The organism is Amycolatopsis nivea (assembly GCF_004522235.1).
Classification (GTDB): Bacteria; Actinomycetota; Actinomycetes; order Mycobacteriales; family Pseudonocardiaceae; genus Amycolatopsis; species Amycolatopsis nivea.
Map to the genome: position 1 here is coordinate 74014 of NZ_SDLT01000001.1, position 22721 is coordinate 96734.

The 22721-nt window shown below is 70.4% G+C and carries 23 protein-coding genes; 9 read left to right on the forward strand and 14 right to left on the reverse strand.

The window, feature by feature from the left end:
- The first annotated feature begins 3 nt into the window (after positions 1 to 3).
- Complete coding sequence (locus EIZ44_RS00370; RefSeq protein ID WP_167753922.1) at positions 4 to 1554, forward strand: S53 family peptidase; 1551 nt, start codon at positions 4 to 6, stop codon at positions 1552 to 1554.
- 25 nt (positions 1555 to 1579) lie between these two features.
- On the opposite strand, the gene EIZ44_RS44540 is transcribed toward EIZ44_RS00370, so the two are convergent.
- Positions 1580 to 1756 carry a hypothetical protein gene (locus tag EIZ44_RS44540; protein WP_167753923.1) on the reverse strand — a complete coding sequence of 59 codons (177 nt, stop codon included), beginning with the start codon at positions 1754 to 1756 and terminating at the stop codon, positions 1580 to 1582.
- Positions 1757 to 1935: 179 nt separating this feature from the next.
- On the opposite strand from EIZ44_RS44540, the gene EIZ44_RS00375 reads away from it, so the two are divergent.
- Entirely contained in the window at positions 1936 to 2436 is a 501-nt protein-coding gene (locus EIZ44_RS00375) for a L,D-transpeptidase (RefSeq protein WP_134727342.1), read from the forward strand.
- A 9-nt stretch (positions 2437 to 2445) separates the two neighbouring features.
- Here EIZ44_RS00375 and EIZ44_RS00380 read toward each other — a convergent pair whose 3' ends face one another.
- From EIZ44_RS00380 to EIZ44_RS00390, 3 genes are all read right to left on the reverse strand, one after another.
- The gene (locus tag EIZ44_RS00380) at positions 2446 to 2859 is read right to left on the reverse strand and encodes a VOC family protein (protein ID WP_037811377.1); all 414 of its coding nucleotides are present in this window, start codon (positions 2857 to 2859) and stop codon (positions 2446 to 2448) included.
- Positions 2860 to 2959: 100 nt separating this feature from the next.
- Positions 2960 to 3745 carry a SigB/SigF/SigG family RNA polymerase sigma factor gene (locus tag EIZ44_RS00385; RefSeq protein WP_037811378.1) on the reverse strand — a complete coding sequence of 262 codons (786 nt, stop codon included), beginning with the start codon at positions 3743 to 3745 and terminating at the stop codon, positions 2960 to 2962.
- Entirely contained in the window at positions 3742 to 4194 is a 453-nt protein-coding gene (locus EIZ44_RS00390; RefSeq protein ID WP_037811379.1) for an ATP-binding protein, read from the reverse strand. Before EIZ44_RS00390 ends, EIZ44_RS00385 begins: the two co-directional genes overlap by 4 nt.
- Before the next feature lie 207 nt (positions 4195 to 4401).
- Here EIZ44_RS00390 and EIZ44_RS00395 point away from each other — a divergent pair, with 207 nt between their 5' ends.
- Entirely contained in the window at positions 4402 to 4935 is a 534-nt protein-coding gene (locus EIZ44_RS00395; RefSeq protein ID WP_037811381.1) for a bifunctional nuclease family protein, read from the forward strand.
- A gap of 222 nt (positions 4936 to 5157) precedes the next feature.
- Here the strand turns inward: EIZ44_RS00395 and EIZ44_RS00400 are convergent, their stop codons facing one another.
- Positions 5158 to 5571 carry an STAS domain-containing protein gene (locus EIZ44_RS00400; protein ID WP_240690536.1) on the reverse strand — a complete coding sequence of 138 codons (414 nt, stop codon included), beginning with the start codon at positions 5569 to 5571 and terminating at the stop codon, positions 5158 to 5160.
- A gap of 896 nt (positions 5572 to 6467) precedes the next feature.
- A complete protein-coding gene (locus EIZ44_RS00405; protein WP_134661768.1) occupies positions 6468 to 7295 on the reverse strand; it encodes an LLM class flavin-dependent oxidoreductase in 828 nt (275 codons plus the stop codon).
- A gap of 125 nt (positions 7296 to 7420) precedes the next feature.
- On the opposite strand from EIZ44_RS00405, the gene EIZ44_RS00410 reads away from it, so the two are divergent.
- Both EIZ44_RS00410 and EIZ44_RS00415 read left to right on the forward strand, forming a co-directional pair.
- A complete protein-coding gene (locus EIZ44_RS00410; RefSeq protein WP_107051004.1) occupies positions 7421 to 7930 on the forward strand; it encodes a PadR family transcriptional regulator in 510 nt (169 codons plus the stop codon).
- Positions 7931 to 7947: 17 nt separating this feature from the next.
- A complete protein-coding gene (locus EIZ44_RS00415; protein WP_134661767.1) occupies positions 7948 to 9138 on the forward strand; it encodes a cytochrome P450 in 1191 nt (396 codons plus the stop codon).
- A gap of 2 nt (positions 9139 to 9140) precedes the next feature.
- On the opposite strand, the gene EIZ44_RS00420 is transcribed toward EIZ44_RS00415, so the two are convergent.
- From EIZ44_RS00420 to EIZ44_RS00430, 3 genes are all read right to left on the reverse strand, one after another.
- The gene (locus tag EIZ44_RS00420; RefSeq protein ID WP_134727343.1) at positions 9141 to 11543 is read right to left on the reverse strand and encodes a glycoside hydrolase family 2 protein; all 2403 of its coding nucleotides are present in this window, start codon (positions 11541 to 11543) and stop codon (positions 9141 to 9143) included.
- A gap of 109 nt (positions 11544 to 11652) precedes the next feature.
- A complete protein-coding gene (locus EIZ44_RS00425) occupies positions 11653 to 12498 on the reverse strand; it encodes an LLM class flavin-dependent oxidoreductase (protein WP_134661765.1) in 846 nt (281 codons plus the stop codon).
- A gap of 130 nt (positions 12499 to 12628) precedes the next feature.
- Entirely contained in the window at positions 12629 to 13531 is a 903-nt protein-coding gene (locus EIZ44_RS00430; RefSeq protein ID WP_134727344.1) for an NAD-dependent protein deacetylase, read from the reverse strand.
- A 73-nt stretch (positions 13532 to 13604) separates the two neighbouring features.
- On the opposite strand from EIZ44_RS00430, the gene EIZ44_RS00435 reads away from it, so the two are divergent.
- Positions 13605 to 13793 (forward strand): hypothetical protein, encoded by a 189-nt coding sequence (locus EIZ44_RS00435; RefSeq protein ID WP_037811394.1) that lies wholly within the window; start codon positions 13605 to 13607, stop codon positions 13791 to 13793.
- A 141-nt stretch (positions 13794 to 13934) separates the two neighbouring features.
- Here the strand turns inward: EIZ44_RS00435 and EIZ44_RS00440 are convergent, their stop codons facing one another.
- The gene (locus EIZ44_RS00440) at positions 13935 to 15305 is read right to left on the reverse strand and encodes a PI-PLC domain-containing protein (RefSeq protein WP_037811396.1); all 1371 of its coding nucleotides are present in this window, start codon (positions 15303 to 15305) and stop codon (positions 13935 to 13937) included.
- 74 nt (positions 15306 to 15379) lie between these two features.
- On the opposite strand from EIZ44_RS00440, the gene EIZ44_RS00445 reads away from it, so the two are divergent.
- The 3 genes from EIZ44_RS00445 (at position 15380) to EIZ44_RS00455 (ending at position 19597) form a co-directional block, all read left to right on the forward strand.
- A complete protein-coding gene (locus EIZ44_RS00445) occupies positions 15380 to 16138 on the forward strand; it encodes a nucleotidyltransferase domain-containing protein (protein WP_134727345.1) in 759 nt (252 codons plus the stop codon).
- 155 nt (positions 16139 to 16293) lie between these two features.
- Positions 16294 to 17535, forward strand: a complete 1242-nt coding sequence (locus tag EIZ44_RS00450) for an ATP-grasp domain-containing protein (protein ID WP_134661762.1) — start codon at positions 16294 to 16296, stop codon at positions 17533 to 17535.
- Positions 17536 to 17572: 37 nt separating this feature from the next.
- Positions 17573 to 19597: a hypothetical protein gene (locus EIZ44_RS00455; protein WP_134727346.1), complete on the forward strand. Its 2025-nt coding sequence runs from the start codon at positions 17573 to 17575 to the stop codon at positions 19595 to 19597.
- Between the two features lie 210 nt (positions 19598 to 19807).
- On the opposite strand, the gene pqqB is transcribed toward EIZ44_RS00455, so the two are convergent.
- The 4 genes from pqqB to pqqC are packed head-to-tail and all read right to left on the reverse strand — an operon-like array spanning position 19808 to position 22713.
- On the reverse strand, positions 19808 to 20677 hold the full coding sequence (pqqB, locus tag EIZ44_RS00460; RefSeq protein WP_134727347.1) for a pyrroloquinoline quinone biosynthesis protein PqqB: 870 nt from the start codon (positions 20675 to 20677) through the stop codon (positions 19808 to 19810).
- The gene (gene pqqE, locus EIZ44_RS00465; RefSeq protein WP_134727348.1) at positions 20674 to 21747 is read right to left on the reverse strand and encodes a pyrroloquinoline quinone biosynthesis protein PqqE; all 1074 of its coding nucleotides are present in this window, start codon (positions 21745 to 21747) and stop codon (positions 20674 to 20676) included. Before pqqE ends, pqqB begins: the two co-directional genes overlap by 4 nt.
- Positions 21738 to 22010, reverse strand: a complete 273-nt coding sequence (pqqD, locus tag EIZ44_RS00470; RefSeq protein ID WP_134727349.1) for a pyrroloquinoline quinone biosynthesis peptide chaperone PqqD — start codon at positions 22008 to 22010, stop codon at positions 21738 to 21740. The genes pqqE and pqqD overlap by 10 nt, the downstream gene beginning before the upstream one ends.
- A gap of 4 nt (positions 22011 to 22014) precedes the next feature.
- Positions 22015 to 22713 carry a pyrroloquinoline-quinone synthase PqqC gene (gene pqqC / locus EIZ44_RS00475; RefSeq protein ID WP_037811409.1) on the reverse strand — a complete coding sequence of 233 codons (699 nt, stop codon included), beginning with the start codon at positions 22711 to 22713 and terminating at the stop codon, positions 22015 to 22017.
- Positions 22714 to 22721 lie beyond the last annotated feature (8 nt).

Here is a 22721-nt window from a genome sequence, read left to right on the forward strand (position 1 = left end):
GTGATGACAGAATCACAATGGGTATCGTTGTCCGGAAGTCTGCGTCCCGCACTGGCCGAAGCCGAGGTGCTCGGCCCGCTCGACGCGGACGCCACCGTCACCGCGACCGTCGTCCTGCGGCGCCGCGCCGAACTGGATGTGGCCGCGCTGAGCGAGCCGCTCGCCCCGGAGGACTTCGCCGACCGCTACGGGGCCAGCGCCGACGATCTCGACCTGGTGCGCACCGTCCTCACCGATGCCGGGCTCACCGTCACCGACACGCACGCCGGATCGCGCCGCGTCTCGGTCCGGGGCCCGGCGCGGGCGATGACGGCCGCGTTCAAGACCGAACTGAACCGGGTCCGCCACGGCGAGGCTGGCGAATTCGCCGCGCGCACCGGCGAACTGGAAGTGCCCGCCTCGCTCGGGGACGTCGTCGTCGCCGTGCTCGGCCTCGACGAACGGCCGCAGGCGCGGGCGATGTTCCGGCTGCACAAGGAAGCCGCCGGACAGGGCTACACCCCGGACCAAGTCGGCCAGCTGTACGGGTTCCCGGCCGACGCCGACGGCACCGGGCAGACCGTCGCGGTCATCGAACTCGGCGGGGGATACAAGCCGGAGGATCTCCAGAAGTACTTCGCCGGCTTGAAGATCACCGAACCGAAGGTGACCGCGGCCGGGGTCGACGGCGGCAAGAACGCGCCGACCGGCGACCCGAATTCGGCCGACGGGGAAGTGCTGCTCGACATCGAGGTGATCGGCGCGCTCGCCCCGGGAGCCGCGCAGGTCGTGTACTTCGCGCCGAACACCGACCAGGGCTTCCTGGACGCGGTGAGCACCGCGGTGCACGCGACGCCGACCCCGGTCGCGGTCAGCATCAGCTGGGGCCAGTCCGAGGACCAGTGGACGCCGCAGGCCCGCACCGCGATGGACCAGGCGTTCGCCGACGCCGCGGCGCTCGGCGTGACGGTGTGCTGCGCGTCCGGCGACAACGGCAGCGCCGACGGGCAGACCGACGGGGCACAGCACGTCGATTTCCCCGCGTCGAGCCCGCACGCGCTCGCCTGCGGCGGCACCAAACTCGACGGGACCCCACCGTCCACAGTGAACTCGGAAACGGTCTGGAACACCTCCGGCGGCGGGTCGACCGGCGGCGGCGTGAGCGACGCGTTCCCGGTGCCGGACTACCAGCAAGCCGCGGGCGTGCCCGCTCGGGCAGGCGACGGAAAACCGGGTCGCGGCGTCCCGGACGTGGCGGGCAACGCGGATCCGGCGACGGGGTACCAGGTCCTGGTCGACGGACAGCAGATCGTCGTCGGCGGCACGAGCGCGGTTTCGCCGCTGTGGTCAGCGCTGCTGGCGAGGCTGGCGCAGTCGGCCGGGAGCGGCTTCGGACTGGTGCACAGCAAGCTGTACGCCGGAGTCGGCGCGGGCAAGGTGCAGCCGGGATTCCGCGACATCACCGAGGGCAGCAACGGCGCGTACTCGGCCGCCGCCGGCTGGGACGCGTGCACCGGGCTCGGGGTGCCGGACGGGGCGGCGCTGCAGAAGGTTCTGGGAGGTAAAGCGTCCTGAATGGACAGTGGGGACCGGTCGGCGGCTACTGGCTGTCGCGGTCGAGGAGTTCGATGATCCGGCCGAGCGAGGCGTTCACCGAGGCGAAGCCCTGTCGCATCTCTTCTCGGAGGTCGACCTGGTCTTCGCGAAGCGCGTTGAGCGTGCCTGTGTGAGCGCATCCGCGACGAGCGGCGGGATCGCTCGCATCATCGTCAGCCATGCCGTCGATACTACGAAGCCCGTGGCTGCTCACCGCGGACCGGGCAGGCCGATCCGCACTGGCCCCGGCAGCCTGTGGCGACGGACGCGAAATCCGTCCACCGCGAGTTCGTCGTCGTTCGCAACCTTTCGCTCCGCTCGCCCGTAGAGGAGAGGGGAGCGAAAGGCGGGAGCGGACGGATGCGCGGGAAGATCGTCGCGATCGTGCTGGCCGGGGCGGCTGTGGTCGCGGCCGGGTGCGGAGCGCCGGCGGAACCGGAGGCCCAGGCTGCCGGGCTGCCGCTGGCGCCGTCGCCGGAGCTGCCGACGCCGCCGGTGCGGCACACCCCGCCGAGCCCCTCGTGCTCAGTGGTCACCGGTGCGTGCGCGAGCCTCTCGCTGCGGCGCGCGTGGCTGATGGAGAACGGCAGGGCGGTGCGGTCGGTCCCGATGGAGCCGGGCGGGCCTGGCCAGCCGACTCCGGTCGGGACGTTCCGGGTGGCGTGGAAGGACCGCGTCCACCGCAGCGACGAGTACGGCGACGAGATGCCGAACTCGGTGTTCTTCACCCCGGGCGGCATCGCGTTCCACGCCGGGCCGCTCGACCGTCCCTCGCACGGCTGCATCCACCTCGCCGACGAGGACGCGGCGCTGTTCTTCGACCGGCTGCCGGTGGGGGCCGAGGTCGAGGTGGACAGCTGACCGGCCGGCTCAGCCCGCCTGGCCGATGTTGACCATCCAGGAGATGCCGAACCGGTCGGTGCAGGCGCCGAATTCGTCGCCCCACATCTGCTTTTCGAGCGGAACCGCCACCGTTCCGCCGTCGGACAGCTTTTCCCAGCAGCGGCGCAGCAGGTCGCCGTCGTCGCCGCTGAGGCTGATCGAGATGTTCGTGCCCGGGTTGTGCTCCATGCCGGGCGGCACGTCGGAGCCCATGAGCGTGAAGCCGTTCTCGCCCTCCAGCATCGCGTGCATGATGTTGTTCGCGTAGCCGGAGTCCGCGGGTGCGCCGGACTCTCCGAAGGTGTTCAGCGCCAGGTCGCCGCCGAACAGGTCGTGGTAGTACTCCATCGCCTCCCGTGCGTTGCCCGCGAAGCTGATGTACGGGTTGAGTCTCGAGGCCATCGGGCCCTCCTCAGTGCTGGACGGACTCGTATCGTCGCAGCTCCGAAGGGGCGCGACAACGGGATCCAGCCCGGTCGGGCGACCCCCGTCGCGGGCGTGCTCAGGGGTCGCCGGTGAGCTTGTCGCGCAGTTGTTCGAGAGTCTGCGACAGCAGCCGGGACACGTGCATCTGGGAGATGCCGACCTGCTCGGCGATCTGGGTCTGGGTGAGACCGCCGAAGAACCGCATCACCAGGATCGCGCGCTCCCGCTTCGGCAGTTCGCGCAGCAGCGGCTGGAGGGCCTCGTGGTTCTCGATGTGCTCGATCTCCGGGTCGTCGCTGCCGAGCGTGTCGGCGAGCAGCAGCGGTTCGGCGTCGTCGTGCACCGGCTTGTCCACCGACAAGGTCTGGTACGCGTGGCCCGCGACCAGCCCTTCGTGGACCTCGGAGAGCTCGAGGCCGAGGTGCTCGGCCAGTTCGGTGGGCGTCGGCGCGCGGCCGAGCGTCTGCGACAGGGTCGCCGAACCCCGGCTGAGCGCGAGGTGCAGTTCCTTGAGCCGCCGCGGCACGCGGACCGACCAGCCGGTGTCGCGGAAGTACCGGCGGATCTCGCCCATGATCGTGGGCACGGCGAAGGACAGGAAGTCCGGGCCGCGGTCCGGGGTGAACCGGTCGATCGCGTTGATCAGGCCGATCCGGGCGACCTGGACGAGGTCCTCGCGGGGTTCGCCGCGTCCGGTGAACCGGGTCGCGATGTGCTCGGCGACCGGCAGGAATTCGGTGACGAGCTGTTCGCGCAGCCGCGGCCGCTGCCCGTCGTCGGCGGGCAGAGCGGCGAGCTCCTCGAACAGCGGCGCGGTGTGCGCGTATTCGTCACGGTGGCGGGTGACGGGCTGCTGGTTCACCCGCTCGCCTCCCGGTGCAGGTCGAGGTCGAGGGTCAGCGCGTACCCGTCGTCGGCGGCGTCCGGCACGCAGCGCGCGGACACGTTCGCGGCCAGCGTGGTCAGCACGTGCCAGCCGAAACTTCGCTCGCTCGGCGGCTCCGGCTGCTGGGTGCGCGTCTTGACGGTGAACCGGATCCCTTCGGGCGAGACAGTGAACTGGCAGGTCATCGCCGCCCCGGGGGCGGCCGTCGAAACAACCTGGGCGCACGCCTCGTCGACCGCCATCTTGGCGTCGGCGATGGCGTCGAGCCCGTAATCGGCCCGCGCGGCGACCGCCTGCGCGAGCATGCGGACAAGCGGGATCTGGTAAGTCTCCGCCGGAAGCCGCAGCTCGATCACCTCGTCGAGCAAACGGTCCACGGCTGGCATGCCGCCGCTGGCGCGGCTGCCGGGTCCCTCGTCGTTCATGGCTCCCGCATACCCAGACGAGGCCCGATCGACACGTGCGCCAGGGATTCCGGTTTGTGCGCCGCGGCACGTTTACGGCGGGCTCGTGCCGGTCCGCGCCGGCTGCCCGGGTGAATCCGGCGTGATGCGCGCGGCGATTTCGCGTGACAAAACGCCGGACGTTGGGTAGTCAGCAGGGAGGACCTTTTCGGAAGCGGGGTGACCCCCATGGTGCAGGTGCGCGTGCAGGGACTGGCCGTGGTGGCGCAGGAGTCGGCGCCGGTCGTGCTGCTGCGCGAGGAATCCGGCTCGCGCCGCTGGCTCGCCATCACCATCGGCGCGCCGGAAGCGCAGGAACTGGCCGCCGCGCAGGAGCACGTCGTGTCCGCGCGGCCGGGGACGGTCGAGCTGATCATCGAGGTGCTGGCGGCGCTGGGCCAGAGCGTGGAACGGGTCGAGATCACCCAGCTGCTGGACAGCATCTTCCACGCGGACCTCGTCCTGTCCGGCGGCGCGCGCGTCTCGGCCCGCCCGAGCGACGCGATCGCGATCGGCCTGCGCACGCATGCCCCGCTGGAAGTCGCGGAAGCGGTGCTCGACGAGGCAGCGGTCGACGTGACGGTGGCGGCGGGCGACGAAACCGCTCTCGACGCGGCTGCCGACCTGGAGGAACCGGCCGAGGCGACCGAGGACGAGATCCGCCGCTTCCGGGACTTGCTGGACGACGTGAGCCCGGAGGACTTCCGCGACCCGGACGCGTGAGTCTCGGCCTGTGGTTCGCCGCGACGCGGACGCGTGAGCTTCGGTCCGCTGTCCGCCGCTTGCGGGACCTGCTGGATGACGTGAGCGCGGAGTCTTTCCGCGGACGTCCGTGGTTCGTTGTCCGCCGATTCCGGGATCTGCTGGGCGACGTGAGCCCGGAGTTTTTGTGCGGTCCGGGCGCGTGTGCCTCGGCCCGTGGCTCACTGTGTCCTCAGTGGACGGTCAAGCCGTCCCGGCGGGCCGGGGCAGCGGGATCTCGGTGAGCCCCTCGGCGGCGCCGGACCGCACGCAGTCCAGGGGGAAGAGTGAGAACAGCCGCCGGACCGTGGGGGCGGTGCCCGGGTCGACGTAGAAGTCCTTGTCCGCTCCCGCGGCCAGCAGCTTCAACCGGATCAGGACGCGCAGCCCCGCGACGCCGAGGAAGGTCGTCCGGCGCAGGTCGACGATCACCAGGCTGACGGTGCTCCGCAGCCGCGCCTCGACGACCTCGGCCAGCCGGGGCGCGGTGGCCAGGTCGACCTCCCCGGAAACCTCGACGACGGCGGTCCCCGGAGCGGGGTGGCCCACGCGCAGCCGAAGCATCCCCGTCGGGTCCGAGGGAAGCGCGGGCAGTCGGGCAATGTGCGCGGCGGTCATCACGGCACTCTCTCTGAGCCGCGCACAGGGCTGCGGCGGAATGCCGGACCGGCCGGCACCGGGCATCCCGGCGCGCGGGACGAATCACACGGTGGCTGGAGGCTCAACCACCCTCCACCGTAGCTCTCCCGAGCGGCCGAGGGAAGCCGCCGAAGGGGGACGACCGGCGGGCGGGCGGTGGTTGAACGATCAGGCAACTGCGGGGGATCGCTGGTGTGCGGGCCGGGAACGGTGGCGGGAAAGATAATTCGGCGGCGGCGGGGGAGTTTCTCGCTGGCAGCGGCAGTGGCGGGGGTCGGGTGGGAGAGGTGCTGAGCGGATTTCGTTGCCGCGCACGAGGACACTCGCTGCCGAGTTCGGCTGTGCCTCAACCGAGGGGCGCGGTTGTCCCTCGGCGCGGTGGAAAGCGCTTCCGCGCCCGGCTGGCTCGGATGGCCCCGATCTGTCGCTGCCCGCGCGGGCATTCCCCGACGGCACGGATCCGGTTACCGTGCGCAGCCCAACTGGCTCGGCTGCGCCTCGGTCCGGCTGTCGTGGCGCGGGATTCGGCGACCGCGCGCAAGCTCAACCGGCTCGGCTCTACCGCAACACCTCTGTTCCGGCCCGGTTACTCGCGCCCGGTCCGGCGGCGCCGGTTCGACTGCTTGCGCGCGAGCCCGGCTGGCTCGGCCACGCCTCGATGCGGCTGCTGCGGTCGGTGGGTGTGGTCAGGCGGGGCGGGCTTGGTTGCTGCGGGCGAGCCCACCTGGCTCGGCCGCGCCTCGAGGCGGTTGCTGCGCTCCCGTGGGTGTGGTCGGGCGGCCGTTGCGGGAGAGCTCAACTGGCTCGGCCACACCTCGATCCGACAGGCACCCGCACAGCGCGAACCCCGCCGCCGCAAGCAAAGCTCTGCCCGGTCAACCCCCGATCCGAGGCGGTCCGGCGTCCACGATCTTCAGCGAAAGGTCCAGCGGATCGAAGTGGATCAGCGATTCCATCCACCACGTCATCCCCGCCTCCGCGAGCGCCGCGAGATCCACCGTGGCCGGTTCCTCCCACGCCGGGCTCGCGTTGCCGGACACCGCAACCTCGTAGGGACGGTCCGACGGCTGTACTCGAGCAACCAGGCTGGCCAGCTCCACAGGAGGCAACGGCTGAGGCCCAGGAAGCGGGAAAATCCCGTCGCTCCCCGCGGCACGCCGGAGAACGCGCTCATGCTGGGTCGTGCTGGCAGTCCACACCGGAATGGGGTACGGCTCCGGGTCAGCGGCATCGAGGGACACCCGGTAATGCGAGCCCTCGTGCCGCAAAGCCTCCCCGGCCCACATCGCGCGGATGATCTCCATCGCCTCGTCCGTCCGCGACGACAGTTCGGCGGGCGAGGACGGATCGCCGAAGCGGCTGAAGTCGCCGGTTTCGTCGGAGCCGATGCCGGTTCCCAGGATCAACCGGCCGCGGGACAGGCGGGCGAGCGTCGCGGCTTGCCGGGCCAGGAGCCACGGGCGGCGGCGGCTCGGCGGCGTGACCATCGGGCCCAGCAGGACCGTGCTGGTCGCCTGGGCGATGGCGGCGAGGGTGGTCCACGTGTCGGCGATCGGTGGCATCGCGGGCACCACGTGGTCCCACAGGAACACTCCGTCCCAGCCGGCGGCTTCGGCTCGGACGGCCAGGTCGACCAAGGCGGCCGGATCGCCGAACGGGCCGAAAGGCGGCAAGTAGAGGCCGTAGCGGACGTGGTCGGTCACAGGAGATCCCCCTCCGGATCGGTCGAACAGCACCGTATCGGGAGACACCGACAAAAAACGGGCCGGAGATCTTCTTCCGGCATCCGCCGTTCGGACGTTGCCCGCTCACCGGACCCTAGGTTACGGTGACCTATGTGTGGACCGACGTGCTCCTGCTCGCGAAGCTCGCCGAGCGGCCGTGGCACGGCTACGAACTGCGCAAGCAGATCGAGGAATCCAGCGGCCGCACGCTGTCGAACAACTCGCTTTACCCAGCGCTGCGGCGCTTCGCCGAGGCAGGCGCGGTGACCCGGACCGCCGAGCCGCAGGAGGGCCGTCCGCCGCGGCACGTGTACACGATCACCGACGTCGGGCGGGAGCTGCTGCACGATCTGCTCGCCGACCTGCCGCCGGAGCTGGCGGGCGATCCGGCCGAGTTCCTGGCGCGGCTGGCGGGATTCGGCAGGCTCACCCCGGAGGAACGGCTGCGCGTGCTGGACGCCCGCCAGGCCGCCGTCGCGGCGCAGCGGGACCGGCTCGCCAAGCTCGGCGCGGGGCAGGCCGATCCGTGGAGCCGGCTCGTGCTGGCCGAGGTGCAGCGTCGCGCCGAGAACGAACAGGACTGGCTCGCGTCGTTGCGCACGCGGGCGGGCTGACCCGAGGAGGACCCCGCATGTCTACCCCCACCCAGCTGCCGTTCGCGAGGCCGAACGTCCTGGACATCGCGCCGCTGTACGAAGTCCTGCGCCGCGAAGGCCCGATCGTCCCGGTGACGACCCCGGCGGGCGACCCGGCCTGGCTCGTCACCGCGTACGAGCAGGCCCGGGAAGTGTTCGCGGACAACCGCTTCGGCCGTTCCCACCCGCATCCCGAGGACGCCTCGACGGTCTCCGACGCCGCGGTGCTCAACGGGCCGCAGGGCGATTTCGAGACCGAGGAGCGGGAGCACGCCCGGCTGCGCCGCCTGCTCGTCCCGGCGTTCTCGGCGAACCGGATGCGCCGCCTCGGCAGCCGGATCCAGGAACTGACCGATCGCTGCCTCGACGGGATGGAAGCCGCGGGCTCGCCGGCGAATCTGCACGAGCACCTGTCGTTCCCCTTGCCGGTGCTGGTGATCTGCGAACTCCTCGGCGTCCCGTACGAAGACCGCGAGAAGTTCCGCGACCTCTCCGACCGCATCGGCGTGCTCGACAGCGGCGGCGACGCCGAGGTGGCGATGACCGAGTTCACCGCCTACATGTCCGGCCTCGCCGACGCGAAACGCGCCGACCCGGGCCAGGACGTCGTCTCGGACCTGGTCGCCGCGCAGGCCGACGACCCGACGTTCACCGACGACGACCTCGGCAGGCTCGCCGCCGGATTGCTGTTCGCCGGCCACGAGACCACGTCGAACCGGATCGACCTCGGCGTGTTGTTCCTGCTCACCGACCTCGCCCGCCGCGACGCGCTGGCCGCCGACCCCGATGCGCGCGTGCACGCCACCGTCGAGGAGATCCTGCGGATGTCCGCGCCTGGCGGGCTCGGGCTGCTCCGGTACGCGCACGAGGACGTGGAGATCGGCGGCGTCCGGATCCCGCGCGGCGACGCGGTGATGATCTCGACCGCGTCGGCCAACCGCGACCCGGCGGTGTTCGCCGACGCGCACGAGTTCGACGCGGACCGCAAACCCAACTCCCACATCGCTTTCGGCTACGGCGGCTACTTCTGCATCGGAGCCAGCCTCGCCCGCACGGAGCTGCGCGTGGTGTTCACGACGTTGTTCCGCCGCTTCCCGAACCTCCGCCTCGCCGTGCCCGCGGACGAGCTGGAAGTGCGCTCCAACCGGCTCACCGGCGGGGTTTCGCAGGTCCCGGTCGTGTGGTGACCTCAGACTAACTCGATCGTGGCGCTTCCGGTGTTGACGAACGGATGCGTGGCACTCACGGTGATCGTGCCGGGGGTGCCGCGCATCGAGCGGACCCACACCGCGGCCGCACCGCCGAGCGCGCCGAAGTCCAGGTAGGGGTCACCGATCAGCACGCCGGGCCCCGTCGCCGAGACCGCCAGCACTCCGCGCGCATGCGGCCGCGGAGCGCCGTAGCGATCGAGCAAGCGCAACGCGACCCGGGTGGTGTCCGCGCCGTCGGCGACGAGCTGGTCGTCGTCGGCGGTCACCGCGATCGTGTCGTACGCCGGATCCGCGCTGAATCGCCTGCGCAGCACGGTTTGCCCGCCGATCCGGCCTTCGACGGTCAGCTCCGGGCGCGTTCGGCCGTTCACCCGCAGATCCACGGAGAACGGCGGATACGCCAGGTGCGGAAACCGGGCGCGATCAGGGTGCACGGTGACCGGACGCTTGCCCGCGACAGTCACCACCAGCACCTCGCAGTTCGACCAGATGATCGCGTCGCGACCCGGCCCGCCCGGCGGGGAGCCCGGGCCGAAATCCCAGTAGAAGGCCGGTTCGATCACCGCGCCGCGGGACGGATCGCGTTGCGCCCGGTAGAACGCCGCGCCCAGTTTGGGGATCCGGAAGAAGTCCATCACGCCGGGGTATTTCACGCCGCGATAGTGGTGGTACCAGCCGGAGGGATAGTCGAAACCGCACCAGCCCAGCAGGCCGCTGTAGTGCGGATCGGACGCGGCGTGGTCGTGCACCCAGGCGTGCAGCATGCTCTGTTCCCGTTGCACCGCCGGGGGATCCGTCCGCCGGAAGTACGCGGAGCCGACGAGCGTGCCGATCGCTTCGCTGACCAGGTACGGAACCCCTCGCCGCGGCGGGCGCAGCGGAGGCGGCGAACCCGGCGGACGCGGGCGGCTGTAGTCGTTGAACGAGAACACCCCGCCGGCCGCTTTCACCGGGTACAGCGGCGAAACGTAACCGCGCTCGCCCGCGACCGCGCCGGTGCACGGCCGCATCGGGTCGAGTTCCGCGGCGAGCTGGTCGGTTCTCCCGTACAGCGCGTATTGGCCGAGCGTCTCGTTCACCCGGGTGCCCCACACGATGATCGACGGATGGTTGCGGTCGCGCACGATCATGTCGTGCACGTCGCGCACCGCCAGCTCCTGCCACGCGGTGTCGCCGACGTGGTCCCAGCCCGGCAGTTCCTCCCACACCAGGACGCCGAGTTCGTCGCAGGCGTCGAGGAACGCGGTCGCCTGCGGATAGTGCGAGCAGCGCACCATCGTGCAGTTCAGCTCTTCTTTCAGCAGCTGAGCGTCCCGGCGCTGCACCCGGTCCGGCATCGCGCCGCCGACGAACGGGTACCACTGGTGCCGGTTGAGCCCGAACAGCTTGAGCGGCCGCCCGTTCAGCCGGAAACCGTCCACAGTGAACTGAGCGTCGCGCAATCCGGTGCGCACGGGGTAGGTGTGCACTTTCCGGCCGTCGACCGCGAGCGTGACGAGAATGTCGCACAACGCCGGATCGTCCAGGTCCCACAGCTGCACCGCGTCGAGGCCCTGCAACGACACCGTGACCTGGGTGTCGCCCTTCGGCAGGCCGGTGAGATCGGTGTAGGAGGACGCGACTTCCGCACCGTGCTGGCTGAGCGTGGCGGTAAGCCGAACGGGGCCTTTGACCGCCTTGGCCGAATCCACCGTGCAGTGCAGCAGCACCTCGCGGTTCGGCGTCAGCACGGCGATCTGCTGCGCGTACACATCGGACAGATACGTCTGCGGCACGCCGGTCAGCCGGACTTCGCGGTACAGCCCGGCCGGCTGATAGAAATCGATGGCCGTCGGGTGCGGGAATTCCGGCAGATCCGGCGGCGTGTTCTGCTGCCAGCGGCCGTCGACGACCACCGCGAGCACGTTGTCCTTGTCGGTCAGCAGGCCGGTGACCTCGCAGCGCAGCGGCAGGTAACCGCCGCTGCGCATCGCGACGCGGCGGCCGTTGAGGTACACGGTCGCCGCGCTGAGCACCCCGTCGAACTGGAGGAACGCCCGGTTCCGGCGCAGCTGCGCGGGCGCGAGGAAATGTTGCCGGTACACCCAGACGTGCTGCCAGTCCGACGGGTCCCAGTCCTGCCAGGACAGCGGAACCACGCAGTGCGGCACCGAAACCAGCGCCATCGCGCTGTCGTCGAAGTCCGGATCGGTGCTGCCCGCGGTGTACGGCCCGAAAAGCCAGTCCGCGCCGAACCCGTCCCGCGCCACCGGGGGCGCGGGACGGGAAAGCGCGGCCGCGAGCGCGCCCGATCCGGCGAGCACCGCGCCGGCCCCGAGCAGGAAACCTCGCCGGGGGTGCGCGGCGAGCCAGGGGGCCCGCCCGGAAGGTTCGTCCGTCATCCCCGCCGACGGGCGATTCCGGGACGGGGCGCGGAAGATCCGCCGGAAAGCGTCGACGCGTGCATGGGCGCGAGCTTACTTCCCGTGCTGTTCAGAAAAGGTCAGCTGTTCAGCAGAGGTCGGCGAGCCGGTCGACCTGGCCGGGATCGCTGCCCCAGCAGTAGAGCATCACCTCGTCCGCGCCGAGATCGCGGTACGCGCGGATCGCGGCGCGGATGTCGCCGGGCGTGGTGAGCATTCCGCTCACCATGTGCTCCGCCATTTCGGTGAACGCGTAGTACGCGTGCATTGCCGTTTTCGCTTCGTCCGCGACGGAATCCGGGCCGACCGCGACGTTCACCTGCGCGACGAGCCGCGGTTCGCCCTTGCGGCCGTGGTCCCGCCAGTCGCGGCGCACGGCGTCGAACAGCCCGCCGACCCACGACGGGGGAGCGGCGGCGAGCAGCCCGTCGCCCCAGCGGGCGACGCGGGCCAGCGCCTGGGGTTTGAACGCGCCGATCAGCAGCTCCGGGCCGCCTTCGCGGGCCGGTGCCGGGCCGATCGGACCGGCTTCGGCGCTGTACGGCGCGCCGGACCACAGCCGGTACAGGTCGGCGAGCTGCCGGTCGAGACGGCGGCCGCGTTCGCGCAGCGGGGTGCCGGCGGCGTGGTGGTCGTCCTCGCGGCCGCCGACGCCGACGCCGAGCACGAACCGGCCGCCGCTCATCCGGTCGAGCGTGGCGGTCTGCTTGGCGAGCAGCGCGGTCTCGCGCAGCGGGGCGAGCAGGACCTCGGTCTGCAGCCGGATACGGGTAGTCGCGCCGGCCAGCACGGCGAGCGCGGTGAGCGGCTCGGGATTGTCGTAGACGAGGCGGTCGAGCAGCCCGAGCGTGCTGAACGGGCCGGCGTCCGCGCGGCGCGCCCAGTCGAGCAGGACGGCGGGGTCGCTGACGGGCAGGCCAATGCCGAGAGACATCGGAGAACCTCCGGTAAAACGGGTCGACAACTACAGGGTTGCCGCCCGCTCCTGGACCTGGATGTCTTCAGGCTGGCCGGTCCGCTCTGCGGCGTACTTCCGGGGACCGTTCCATCGGAGTGCCCGCAGCTTATCCGGCGGCGCTCGGGCTGTGCAACGCGTTTTCCAGCACGGCCAGCAGCTCGGTGAGCGCGGGGCCGAGCGGCAGGTCCGCGCGGACGGTCGCGTGCTCGTCGCCGCGGGTCTGGCCGCGGTTGACGATCACCACGGGTTTGCCGGCTTTCGCGGCCCGCCGGACAAACCGCAGGCCGGACATGACCGTGAGCGAAGATCCGAGCACCAGCACGGCGGATGCCTCGTCGACCATCCGATAGCACCGCTCCACACGTGCGCGCGGCACGTTCTCGCCGAAGAACACCACGTCCGGTTTCAGCACGCCGGAGCAACTGGTGCAGGGCACGGTGCGAAAGGTGCGGACGACCTCCTGGGCGAGCTCGACGTCGCCGTCCGGATTGATCCGCGTTGCCACGGCGCCGAAATCCGGGTTCGCCGCGCGCAGCCGGGCGTCGAGGTCTTCGCGCGCGGTGGTGCGGCGGCAGTCGAGGCAGACGACGCGGTCGAGGTTGCCGTGCAGTTCGACCACGCCGGGAGTGCCGGCCGCGCGGTGCAGGCCGTCGACGTTCTGGGTGATGACGCCGGAGACCCAGCCGCCCGCGCGCAGTGCGGAAACGGCTCGGTGCCCGTCGTTCGGCGCGGCCCGTGCGATGGTGCGCCAGCCGAGGTGGCTGCGCGCCCAGTAACGCTGGCGGCCCGCCTCGCTGGCGACGAATTCGCCGTACGTCATGGGCGTGTGGTTGCGGAGACTGCCGGTTTCGCCGCGGTAGTCAGGTATGCCGGATTCGGTGGAGAGGCCCGCGCCGCTGAGCACGAGCACCCGCCGCCCGGCGACGATCTCGGCCACGTCCGCGACCGTGCCCGTGCGCGGCAGCGGTTCGCCAGGTCCGGCCCAGGTCAGCGTCGGTCGCGTGCGCACGCCGCCAGTCTAGCGACCGCCCTCCCGGAAACCGGGCGATTGGTTTTCCGCGCGGCTGGGTACCAAAGGCCACATGTGGTTCGCGCTGGCTACCCCCGTGGTCGTGATGGTCGCCGCCGTGCTCATGGAATCCGTGGAGCGACATTGCCTGCGGACTCCGGGCGGGGCGGTCCGCCGGCCGGTCGAACGGGCGGCGCTTCGGGAAGCGTCGATGCCGGTCGTAGCCGTCGGGGCGGCTCGGCTCAGGCAGCGGACCGCCTGACCGCCCACGGGCCGGAGGGGCCGGTGTTCTTGGGAGGAACACCGACCCTCCAGCCTGCGGGCGAGGCCCGCGCTCTCCCCGTCGGGGTGGGAGAGCGCGGGCCCCTTTTTCTTCAGGCCCGGAACCGGTTCCGGCGAAAACCTAGCGCGCGGCGTCCTGGGTGAGCTGCCGGTACCAGTCGTCGTACGGGTGGTTGGTCGCCGGGTAGTTGACCAGCGGATCGGTGGCCAGGCCCGCGTTGTCGAAGTCCCAGCCGCGGACGACGTGCCCGCTCTTGCGCGCAGCGACCAAAAACGCTGAATCCTTCGCCGGAGCCCCGTAGAACAGCCCGTCCTGGAGTTCGGCCGGGTCGCCCTGCTGGTATTCGTCGAACGCCACCTGCTGGTACTGCACGCGGCCGCCGGTGACGAGATCCGTGGAGTACCGCAGGGTTTGCGCCGGGGTGGAACCGTCGGCGCCGGTGGCGACAGAGATTCGCCCAGCGTTCGCCTTGTCGTAACGCGGATCGGACGTTTTCGCGTTGCCGGTCCAGGTCACGGTCTCGCCGGAGAGGGTGCCGCGCCACTGCCAGTTCTGGTCGCTCGACTGGCTGCGGTGGATTTCGCGGAGCCCGGAGCTGGTGAACGCGACGGTCGGCAGCACGCCGTTGTCGTACTGATGGCTTGCCGACCAGCGGATTTCACCGTCCGCGCCCAGCTGGCCGGTGTGGTACCAGAGGGTGGTGGCGCTCGGCGACTGGTGCACCTCGACGATCCGGCCGGAGCCGTCCAGCGCGACCGCCGGGGTCTGGCCGCTGTCGTAACGGCCGTGGCGCTGCCAGGCGACGCGTCCGTCGGCGCCGAGCTGTCCGGTCCAGTACCAGAGCGCGCCGCCGCCGGAATCGTGCACCTCGACGACCTGGCCGCGGCTGTTGATCGCGACCGCGGGGTGGTACCCGACGTCCCGGCGGTACGCGGCGCGCGTGCCGCCGTCGCCCGACAGCAGCGGAAGGACCCTGCCGCGCAAGGAATCCGTGGTCGCTCCGGTGCGGTAGGCGGCGGGGGAGAGCAGCCGCGGACCGAACGCGGCACTCAGTTCGGCGTTGACCGCGGCCAGGTTTCCGGCGGCGAACGAGTCGTTGTCGGTGAGGTCGTCCTTCAGGTCCAGCATGACGACGATCGGCGCCGCGTCCGGGTGCGCGGCCGACCAGCTGTTCACCACGCCGAGCCAGTCGCGGAGGCTGTCGGACGCGGGGTTGCCCGCGTGGTCGACCAGGTCGCCGGGCGAGCTGTGGCCGATCCCGTAGTCGTGCCGGGTGGCGTAACCGTTGTCGTGGATGTCGAATTCGATGAACCGGACACCGTGGTCGAGCTGGTAGGAGATGGACCCCTTCGCTCCGTCGACGTTGCCGGAGTAGCTGTTGTGCGTCGCGGCGAAGACGGTGTCGGAGAAGGGCTGCGCGGCGTTCGCGGGCGCGGCGCCGAGCGCGGTGACGGCGGCAGCGGTGAGCGCGATGGTGCGTAATCGGTGCATTCAAACCCCCAGGTCGGCTGGACAACCGGCGAAATACTGGCGATCTTGGCAGAGATTCATGGCATGTTCTGGGGATGCAGGAAAACGACGAGGAAACCTTCGCCGAGCACGTCGCCGAGCTGTTGTCCGATTTGCCCGGAGTCGAAGCGGTGGCGCTGGGCGGTTCGCGGGCGCGCGGCACCCATCGGCCGGACAGCGACTGGGACTACGCGGTGTACTACCGCGGCGCGTTCGATCCGGACGACCTGCGCGCGCTCGGCCTGCCGGGCGAGGTGTCCGGCCTGGGCGAATGGGGCGGCGGGGTCTTCAACGGCGGCGCGTGGCTGACCGTGCAGGGACGGCCGGTGGACGTGCACTACCGCGACCTGGACGTGGTCGAGCACGAGCTGGCCGAGGCGGAGAAGGGCCGGTTCCATTGGGAGCCGCTGGCGTTCCACCTGGCCGGGATCCCGAGTTACCTGGTGGTGGCGGAGCTGGCGCTGAACCGGGTCGTGCGCGGGGAACTGCCGAGGCCAGAGTATCCGGAGCTGTTGCGGGAAAACGCCCCCAAGTTCTGGCGCGCTTCGGCGGCGCGGACGTTGGAGTACGCGAAGGCCGCGTACGTGCGGCACGGCCGGGTCGCGGAGGCCGCGGCGTCGGTCGGCGTGGCGGCGATGCAGACCGGGCACGCGGTGCTGGCCGCGAAGGGAGAGTGGGTGACGAACGAGAAAACCTTGCTGGAACGGGCGGGTTTGCGCGCACTGGACGACGTGGTGGCGGGGATGGGGCACGACCTGCCGGGGGCGTTCGCGACCGCGTGCGCGTTGCTCGGTCAGGCGGGCGGAGCCGCGTAACCCGGAAAACCCTGATGGCGCAACGGTTTCCGCTCGCCAAACCTCGCCGTACGGCACGGATCCGTTTCATTTCGCCGGTTTCGGGTATATGACCGCAGCACGGCCGTGGCCGCCACGCCGTGGCGAGCCGCACGTGCTGAACGGAGGAACGCCCTATGCCAGAGTCCGAGCCGGTCGCGAAGGACCCGGACAAGGGATACGTAGCGCTGCTCGGCTGGTCGCTCAACGCGGTCGAGGCGCTCGACCGGTTCGACCGCCGCTACGTCGTGGTCGCCCCGGACTGGGCGGAGAAATACTGCGTGGAACACGACATCCCGTACGTGTCGTGGAATTTCGAGCGGCTCAACGACCGGTCGATGGAGATCGCCGAGATCCTGCACGAGGAAGGCGTCGACGTTGCCATCCCGCTGTTCGAGGAGACCGTCGAATGGGCGGGCGCGATCAACTCGGTGCTGATGGACAACCCGCGCCTGTTCGGCCAGGCGATGCTGCTGCGGGACAAGGCGCTGATGAAGCGGCGCGCGCAGCTCGGCGGCATCCGGGTGGGGATCTTCGAGGAGGCGCACGACCGCGAAGACGTCGTCCGGTTCCTCAAGCGGGTCAACCAGACGCTGCTCAAGCTCGACGGCGACCCGAACGACCCCATCCACCTGAAGGCGTTCGACAAGGCGGGCTGCCTCGGCCACCGCGTCATCCGGACCCCGGACGAGATCGACTCGATCCCGGACGAGGAGTTCCCGGTCCTGATGGAATCGCACCTCGACGGCTGGGAGTTCGCGGTCGAGGCGTGGATCCACAACGGCAAGGTCAAGTTCCTGAACATCTCGGAGTACGTCACGCTCGGCTACTCGGTGTTCGTGCCGGCGACCCCTGAGCTGGAGCGGTACCGGCCGCAGATCACCGCCCAGATCGAGAAGCTCGTCAAGACCTTCGACATCGAGTTCGGCTTCGTGCACCCGGAGTACTTCGTCACCAGCGACGGCGAGATGTACTTCGGCGAGGTCGCCTACCGGCCGCCCGGGTTCAAGGTCTTCGAGCTGCTCGAACGGGCCTACGGCTTCAACGCCTACCAGGCGCTCGTCCTGTCCTTCGACCCGAAAACGACGGAGGAGGAGATCGACGCCTTCTTCCCGCGGGAGGTCGTCGACGCGACCGGCGTCGCGGGCTGTTTCGGTGTGTACCCTCGCCGTCGGGTGGTCAGCGAGCTGCGGATCCCCCAGCAGACCGAGGACGACGACTACTACGAGTCGCACGACCTGACCGCGCCGCTGGAGGAGACGGTCACGAAGAGGACCGCGTTCGGCACGCACTGGGGTCTGCTGTACTTCTTCGGGGACGACGCCTACCGGATGCGCGACCTGCTGAAGGAACAGGAAGAACTGGACTTCTACGTCTGAGCACGGACGAGTCCGCCACCCCGACCGAAGGACGCACTTGGAGCCGAACGCCGACGTCACCGGCACGACTGCGACGCTGGCCAAACGCGTGGCGTCGCTCGACGACGCGGTCGCGGCCATGGCCGCGACCCGCGACTTCGGCAAGCACACGAAGCTGCGCCGGGTGCTGGAGGCGCTGCGGCGGGTGCTGCTCCAGCCGGACGGCGCGGCCGCGGTCCGGGCGAGGGCGCGGGCGCTGGAGGAGGCCGGGGTTTTCCAGGGCACCGACTGGGACACCCCGGAGATCCTGATCCCCGCGCTGGTCGGCCCCGGGCTGCACAGCGGGAACTCCGACACCGTGGTGATCGAGGCGACCAGCGAACTGCGGATGCTCGCGGTCGCGTGCGGCGACTACGAGCATCCGACGCTGCCGGCCGAGGACGCCCGCGTGTTCCTGTCGCAGGTGCTCGGGGCGAACCTGGAGCTGCTGTTCACGCCGCCCAGCGAGGCGGAGCGGACCCGGCAGGGCCGGACCGCGCAGCTGATCCGCGACCTGCTGCGGTACCTCGCCGACCAGATCGGCTACGACAGCATCCTGGACAAGGTCGTCGAGGAGATCTGGCGGATCCTGCGCCAGCGCCCGATCCAGGTCGACCAGGTCAAATCGCTGATCACGCGGATCTCGATCTACCGCGGCGACCCGGACGTCGACCTGGGCGGTTCGTCGGTGCAGGGCCTCGACCGGCTCATCACCAGCCTGTTCGGGACCACCGAGGCGTGCCGGGAGGACCCGGGCGTCGACGTCTTCCGGGCGCGGCTCGAGGCGATGGACGCGGCGAGCCTGCAGTACGAGGCGACCGGGTTCGCCCGGGCCATGCACGACACCGGCCTGGTGTCGCCGTACCACGCCGAACTGCTGCGGTACCTGGCGCACGAGAGCGACTACCTCCTCGGCGAGGCGCTCGGCCTGTCCGACGTGGGCCGGAACTGCCTCATGCGCTACCACGACCTGGTCCACCGGCTGATCGAGGAAGCCGTGCACCCGCAGACCGCGCAGTGCGTCTACGGGCTGGCGCTGCTGCTCGACCGCGGCATCCTCTACGAACCGCCGGTCGTGCCTGCGCTGTGGCGACAGCTGGCGCTGGAGCTGTCCACCGCCGCCCGGGAACGGCTCGCGCTCGTGTTCGGCGACCAGCCGAGGCCCGAGGCGCGGCTGCTCGCGGGCGTGCTGTCGATGCTGGGCCAGCCGCTCGGAGTCGGACAGGGCGACAACCCGACCTGCCAGTCGGCGCGGGCGCTGTCGATGTGGGCCTACAACGACCCGGACTACCTGCTGCAGGTCGTGGTGTGGGCGGCGCGCGACGACGAGGTCGTCATGCACTTCGAAGGACAGCCGGTGTCGTCGAAGGAAAGCGGGGCCGGGCTCTCCGAGTCGCTGCCCGCCGACCTGGACCCGGTGTCGTCGCTCGTGGTGCCCCATCTCGACCGGATCTACGCCGAGATGGGCCGCCGCTGCGCCGACCGGCCGGGCGATCCGCACCGCTGGGTCAACCCCGAATTCCACGGCTGGTGGGCCTCGCGGGGCTTCCGGATCAACGTCGACGTCGCCACCGGAAAACTGATCGACCTCGACGACTTCCTGCGGCAGTTCCACGCGAGCTACCACCCGTCCTACAACGGCGAGCAGCCGCTGATCCACCCGCAGCCGGCCGGGGTCGCGGTCACCGACAGCGCCGCCCGCTACGTCGGCTGGCACGCGATCACGATCCTGCGCACCGCTCCCGATCCCGACGACGTCATGCGGGTGTACTTCTACAACCCGAACAACGACAGCGGCCAGGACTGGGGCGACGGCGTGGTGGTTTCGACCGCTGGCAACGGCGAGCGGTTCGGCGAGGCCTCGCTGCCGTTCGACCAGTTCGCGTCCCGGCTCTACATCTTCCACGTCGATCCTCGGGAACACGGCGAGCCGGAGAAGGTGCCCGCGGAGGACGTCGCGCGGATCATCGGGTATCTCGAGCGCAGCTGGGGCGCGGATCGGCTGCCTGCCGGGACTTTGCAGGCGGAGCCGCCGCATCATTGACCCTCTGCTGTCCACAATGGACTGCTTTGGTCGCGGATCCGGTTTTTGTCGGTGGTGCCTGTCATCATGGCCGCAGTCGATCTTGGAGGCGTGATGACGGACTTACTGACCGAGTTGGCATGGCTGGATGATTACGGGCCGCTGCAGGACATCTTCTGCGTTTCGTTCGTGCGCGGGCTCGATCCGCCCGTCGTGAGGCTTGCGCACGGTTCAGAGCGTGAACTCGGCTCCATCCGGCGGCACTTCCGCACCAGCACCCACCACCGCAGCGTGCTCCGCGCCGTGCGGGTCCACGACGGGGTTCGTGTTGTTCAGATGCGTGTAAGCCCACCGGCCGACCCCCGGGCGGTTCGTGAGCATCGGCAGCGTCGTGGTGATCGGCACGTGGCCCATCGCCTGCTGGGCGGCTGGGTTGGCGCTGTCGGTGGCCGTCGTGAATTCGCTGCTGCTGTGGAAGGTGCCGTCCAGGAGGACGAGGCTCGCGCCGTCGGTGAACTCGTCGAAGCCAGGCGGCCAGGTGCGCAGGCAGGGCGCGTAGACGAGCGTGCCGCCGGTTGCCGGGTCGTGGACGCGGTAGGCGACGACCCACGGGCCGGGACGGGCGGAGGCGCGGGCGTATTTCGGTTGTTTGTCGCTGATCGGGAAGGAAGTGATCACGAGGCCGTCGAGGGTCGTTTCGGTGGAGGCGTGCCAGGTCCAGTCGTGGTACTCGCCGATGATGGGGCGGGCCGGGAAGTGGTCGGTCAGCGCGTGCAGGGCGGCGGCGGGGGCGTGGACGGTCAGGGTCCTCGCCTCGCGGAGCATGAGCAGGCCGAGTGCGTGGTCCAGTTCGGCGTCGGTGAGCAGGACCGTGCGCAGGGGCGTCTCGCGCGGGCCCGGTCCGGCTCGCAACGCTGGCGTGGCAAGGATTTGCGCGCGGATGTCCGGTGAGGCGTTGAGGAGGTGCCAGGCACGGCCGTCCGCGCTGAAGGCGACGCTGTCCTGCGTACGCGAAGGCGAGCCGGAGGTGCATTGCGAGCAGGCGCAATTCCACTGGGGAAAGCCGCCGCCGGCCGCGGTGCCCAGGAGGATGACTTTCATCGGGCTGCGCCACGCATAATCAGGTCCGGAGTGGACGGTGCGGTGAGAATGAGGTCGACCATGCCGCGGTGCGGGGAGCGGGAGCACACGGGGTCGGCGTTCGCCGCGTCGCCGGTGAGCTGGAATGCCTGGCAGCGGCAGCCGCCGAAGTCGGTGGCGCGGCGGTCGCAGGTGCGGCACGGGTCGCGCATCCAGTCCTCGCCGCGGTAGGCGTTGAAGGACTCCGAGCGGTACCAGATGTCGGCCAAGGCGGTCTCGCGGACGTTGTCGAGCGTGAGCGTGGTGATTGCGCTGGCGGCGGGGCAGGGCAGGACGGTGCCGTCGGGCGCGATGGTGAGTTGCCGCGCGCCCCAGCCGTGCATGCACGGTTTGGGGAACGGCTCGTAGTAGTCGGCGACGACGTAGATGATTTCCATCGTGCCGCGGAGGCGTTCGACGGCTGCGCGGACGATGGGTTCCGCGGCGGCGAGTTGCGCGCGGGTCGGCATCAGCGCGTCGCGGTTGCGCAGGGCCCAGCCGTAGTACTGGGTGTTGGCCAGTTCGAGCCGGTCCGCGCCCATCGACTCGGCGAGCGCGATGATGTCGGCCAGCTGGTCGTGGTTCTGCCGGTGCAGCACCACGTTGACGGTCAGCGGCAGGCCCGAGGCTTTCACGAGCTCGGCGGCGGCCAGCTTCCGGTCGAAGGCTTTCGCGCCGGCGAGCAGGTTCGCCCGGTCCGGGGTCGCGGCTTGGGCCGAGAGCTGGACGTGCGCGAGACCTCGGTCGACGAGATCGGTCAGCCGGGACTCGGTCAGGCCCAGGCCGGAGGTGACGAGGTTGACGTAGCAGCCGAGGTCGCTCGCGTGCGTGACGAGATGCGGAAGGTCGGGGCGCGCCAACGGTTCCCCGCCGGAGAGGTGGACCTGGAGCACGCCCAGTTCCCGGGCCTGGGTCAGCGCGCCGGTCCATTCAGCGGTGGACATTTCCGCGGACCGGCTGACGAGTTCCACCGGATTCGAGCAGTACGAGCAGTGCAGGGGGCAGCGGTGCGTCAGTTCGGCGAGCAACCCGAGCGGCGCGATCACGTCCATTCGATCACCCGCCGTTGTCCGAACCGGGCCAATACGGTGAGGACGTCACTCTCCTGGACGCCTTGGTAGCGGCTGCGCAACGTGGCGACGATGCCGGACACCGAGGTGGCACCGTCGCAAAGTTCGAGGACCGCGGCGGCGGTGGAATTCGGTACCAGCACGCCTTCCGGGAACAGCAGCACATGCGTCCCGCGCACGTGATCGAACGTCAGGCGCACGCCGACGCGCAGTTTCGGCACCGACGCGGTCGTGATGGTGTCCATCGGCTCACTCCTCGGCCGCGGCGCGTTCGATGGCGTCGAGCATCGACCACAGGACATCGCACTTGAACGACAGCGCGGCCACCGCTTTCTCCTGCTGTTCGCGCGTGACGCAGTGCTGTACGACAATGTCCAAAGTGTCCTTGCCCTCACCGGAAACCTTGTCGATCCGGTTGGTGAAGTACGCCAGGTCGGCCCGGGAAATCCACGAATAATTCGCCAGGACGTCGACCACCCGCTGCTGCATCAGGTGTCCGGCGAACATCTCGGTCAAGCCGGAGGCGACGGCTTCCACCCAGGGTTTGGTGCGTGCGAAGGTGACGTAGGCGTCGACGGCGAACCGGACACCGGGGGCGACGTGTCGCTCGTCGAGGACTTCGGCGCGGTCCAGGCCGACCGCGGCGCACAGTCGCAGCCAGCGTTCGGCTCCGCCTTCGCCCTCGACGGCACCGTCGTGGTAGACGATCCGGTCGAGCCAAATCCGGCGGATTTCCGGAATCGGGCAATTGCTGATGATGGCCGCGTCTTTCTGCGGCAGGACACATTGGTAGTACCAGCGGTTCGCGGCCCAGAGCCGCAATTCGCGCTCGGTCAGTTCGCCGGCGTGCATCCGCCGGTGGAACGGATGGCTGCCCCAATATCGATCGGCGAGGCCGCGCAGGGCTCCGGTGAACTCCGCCGGACTCATCGGGTGCACAGTGGACATTCGCGTAC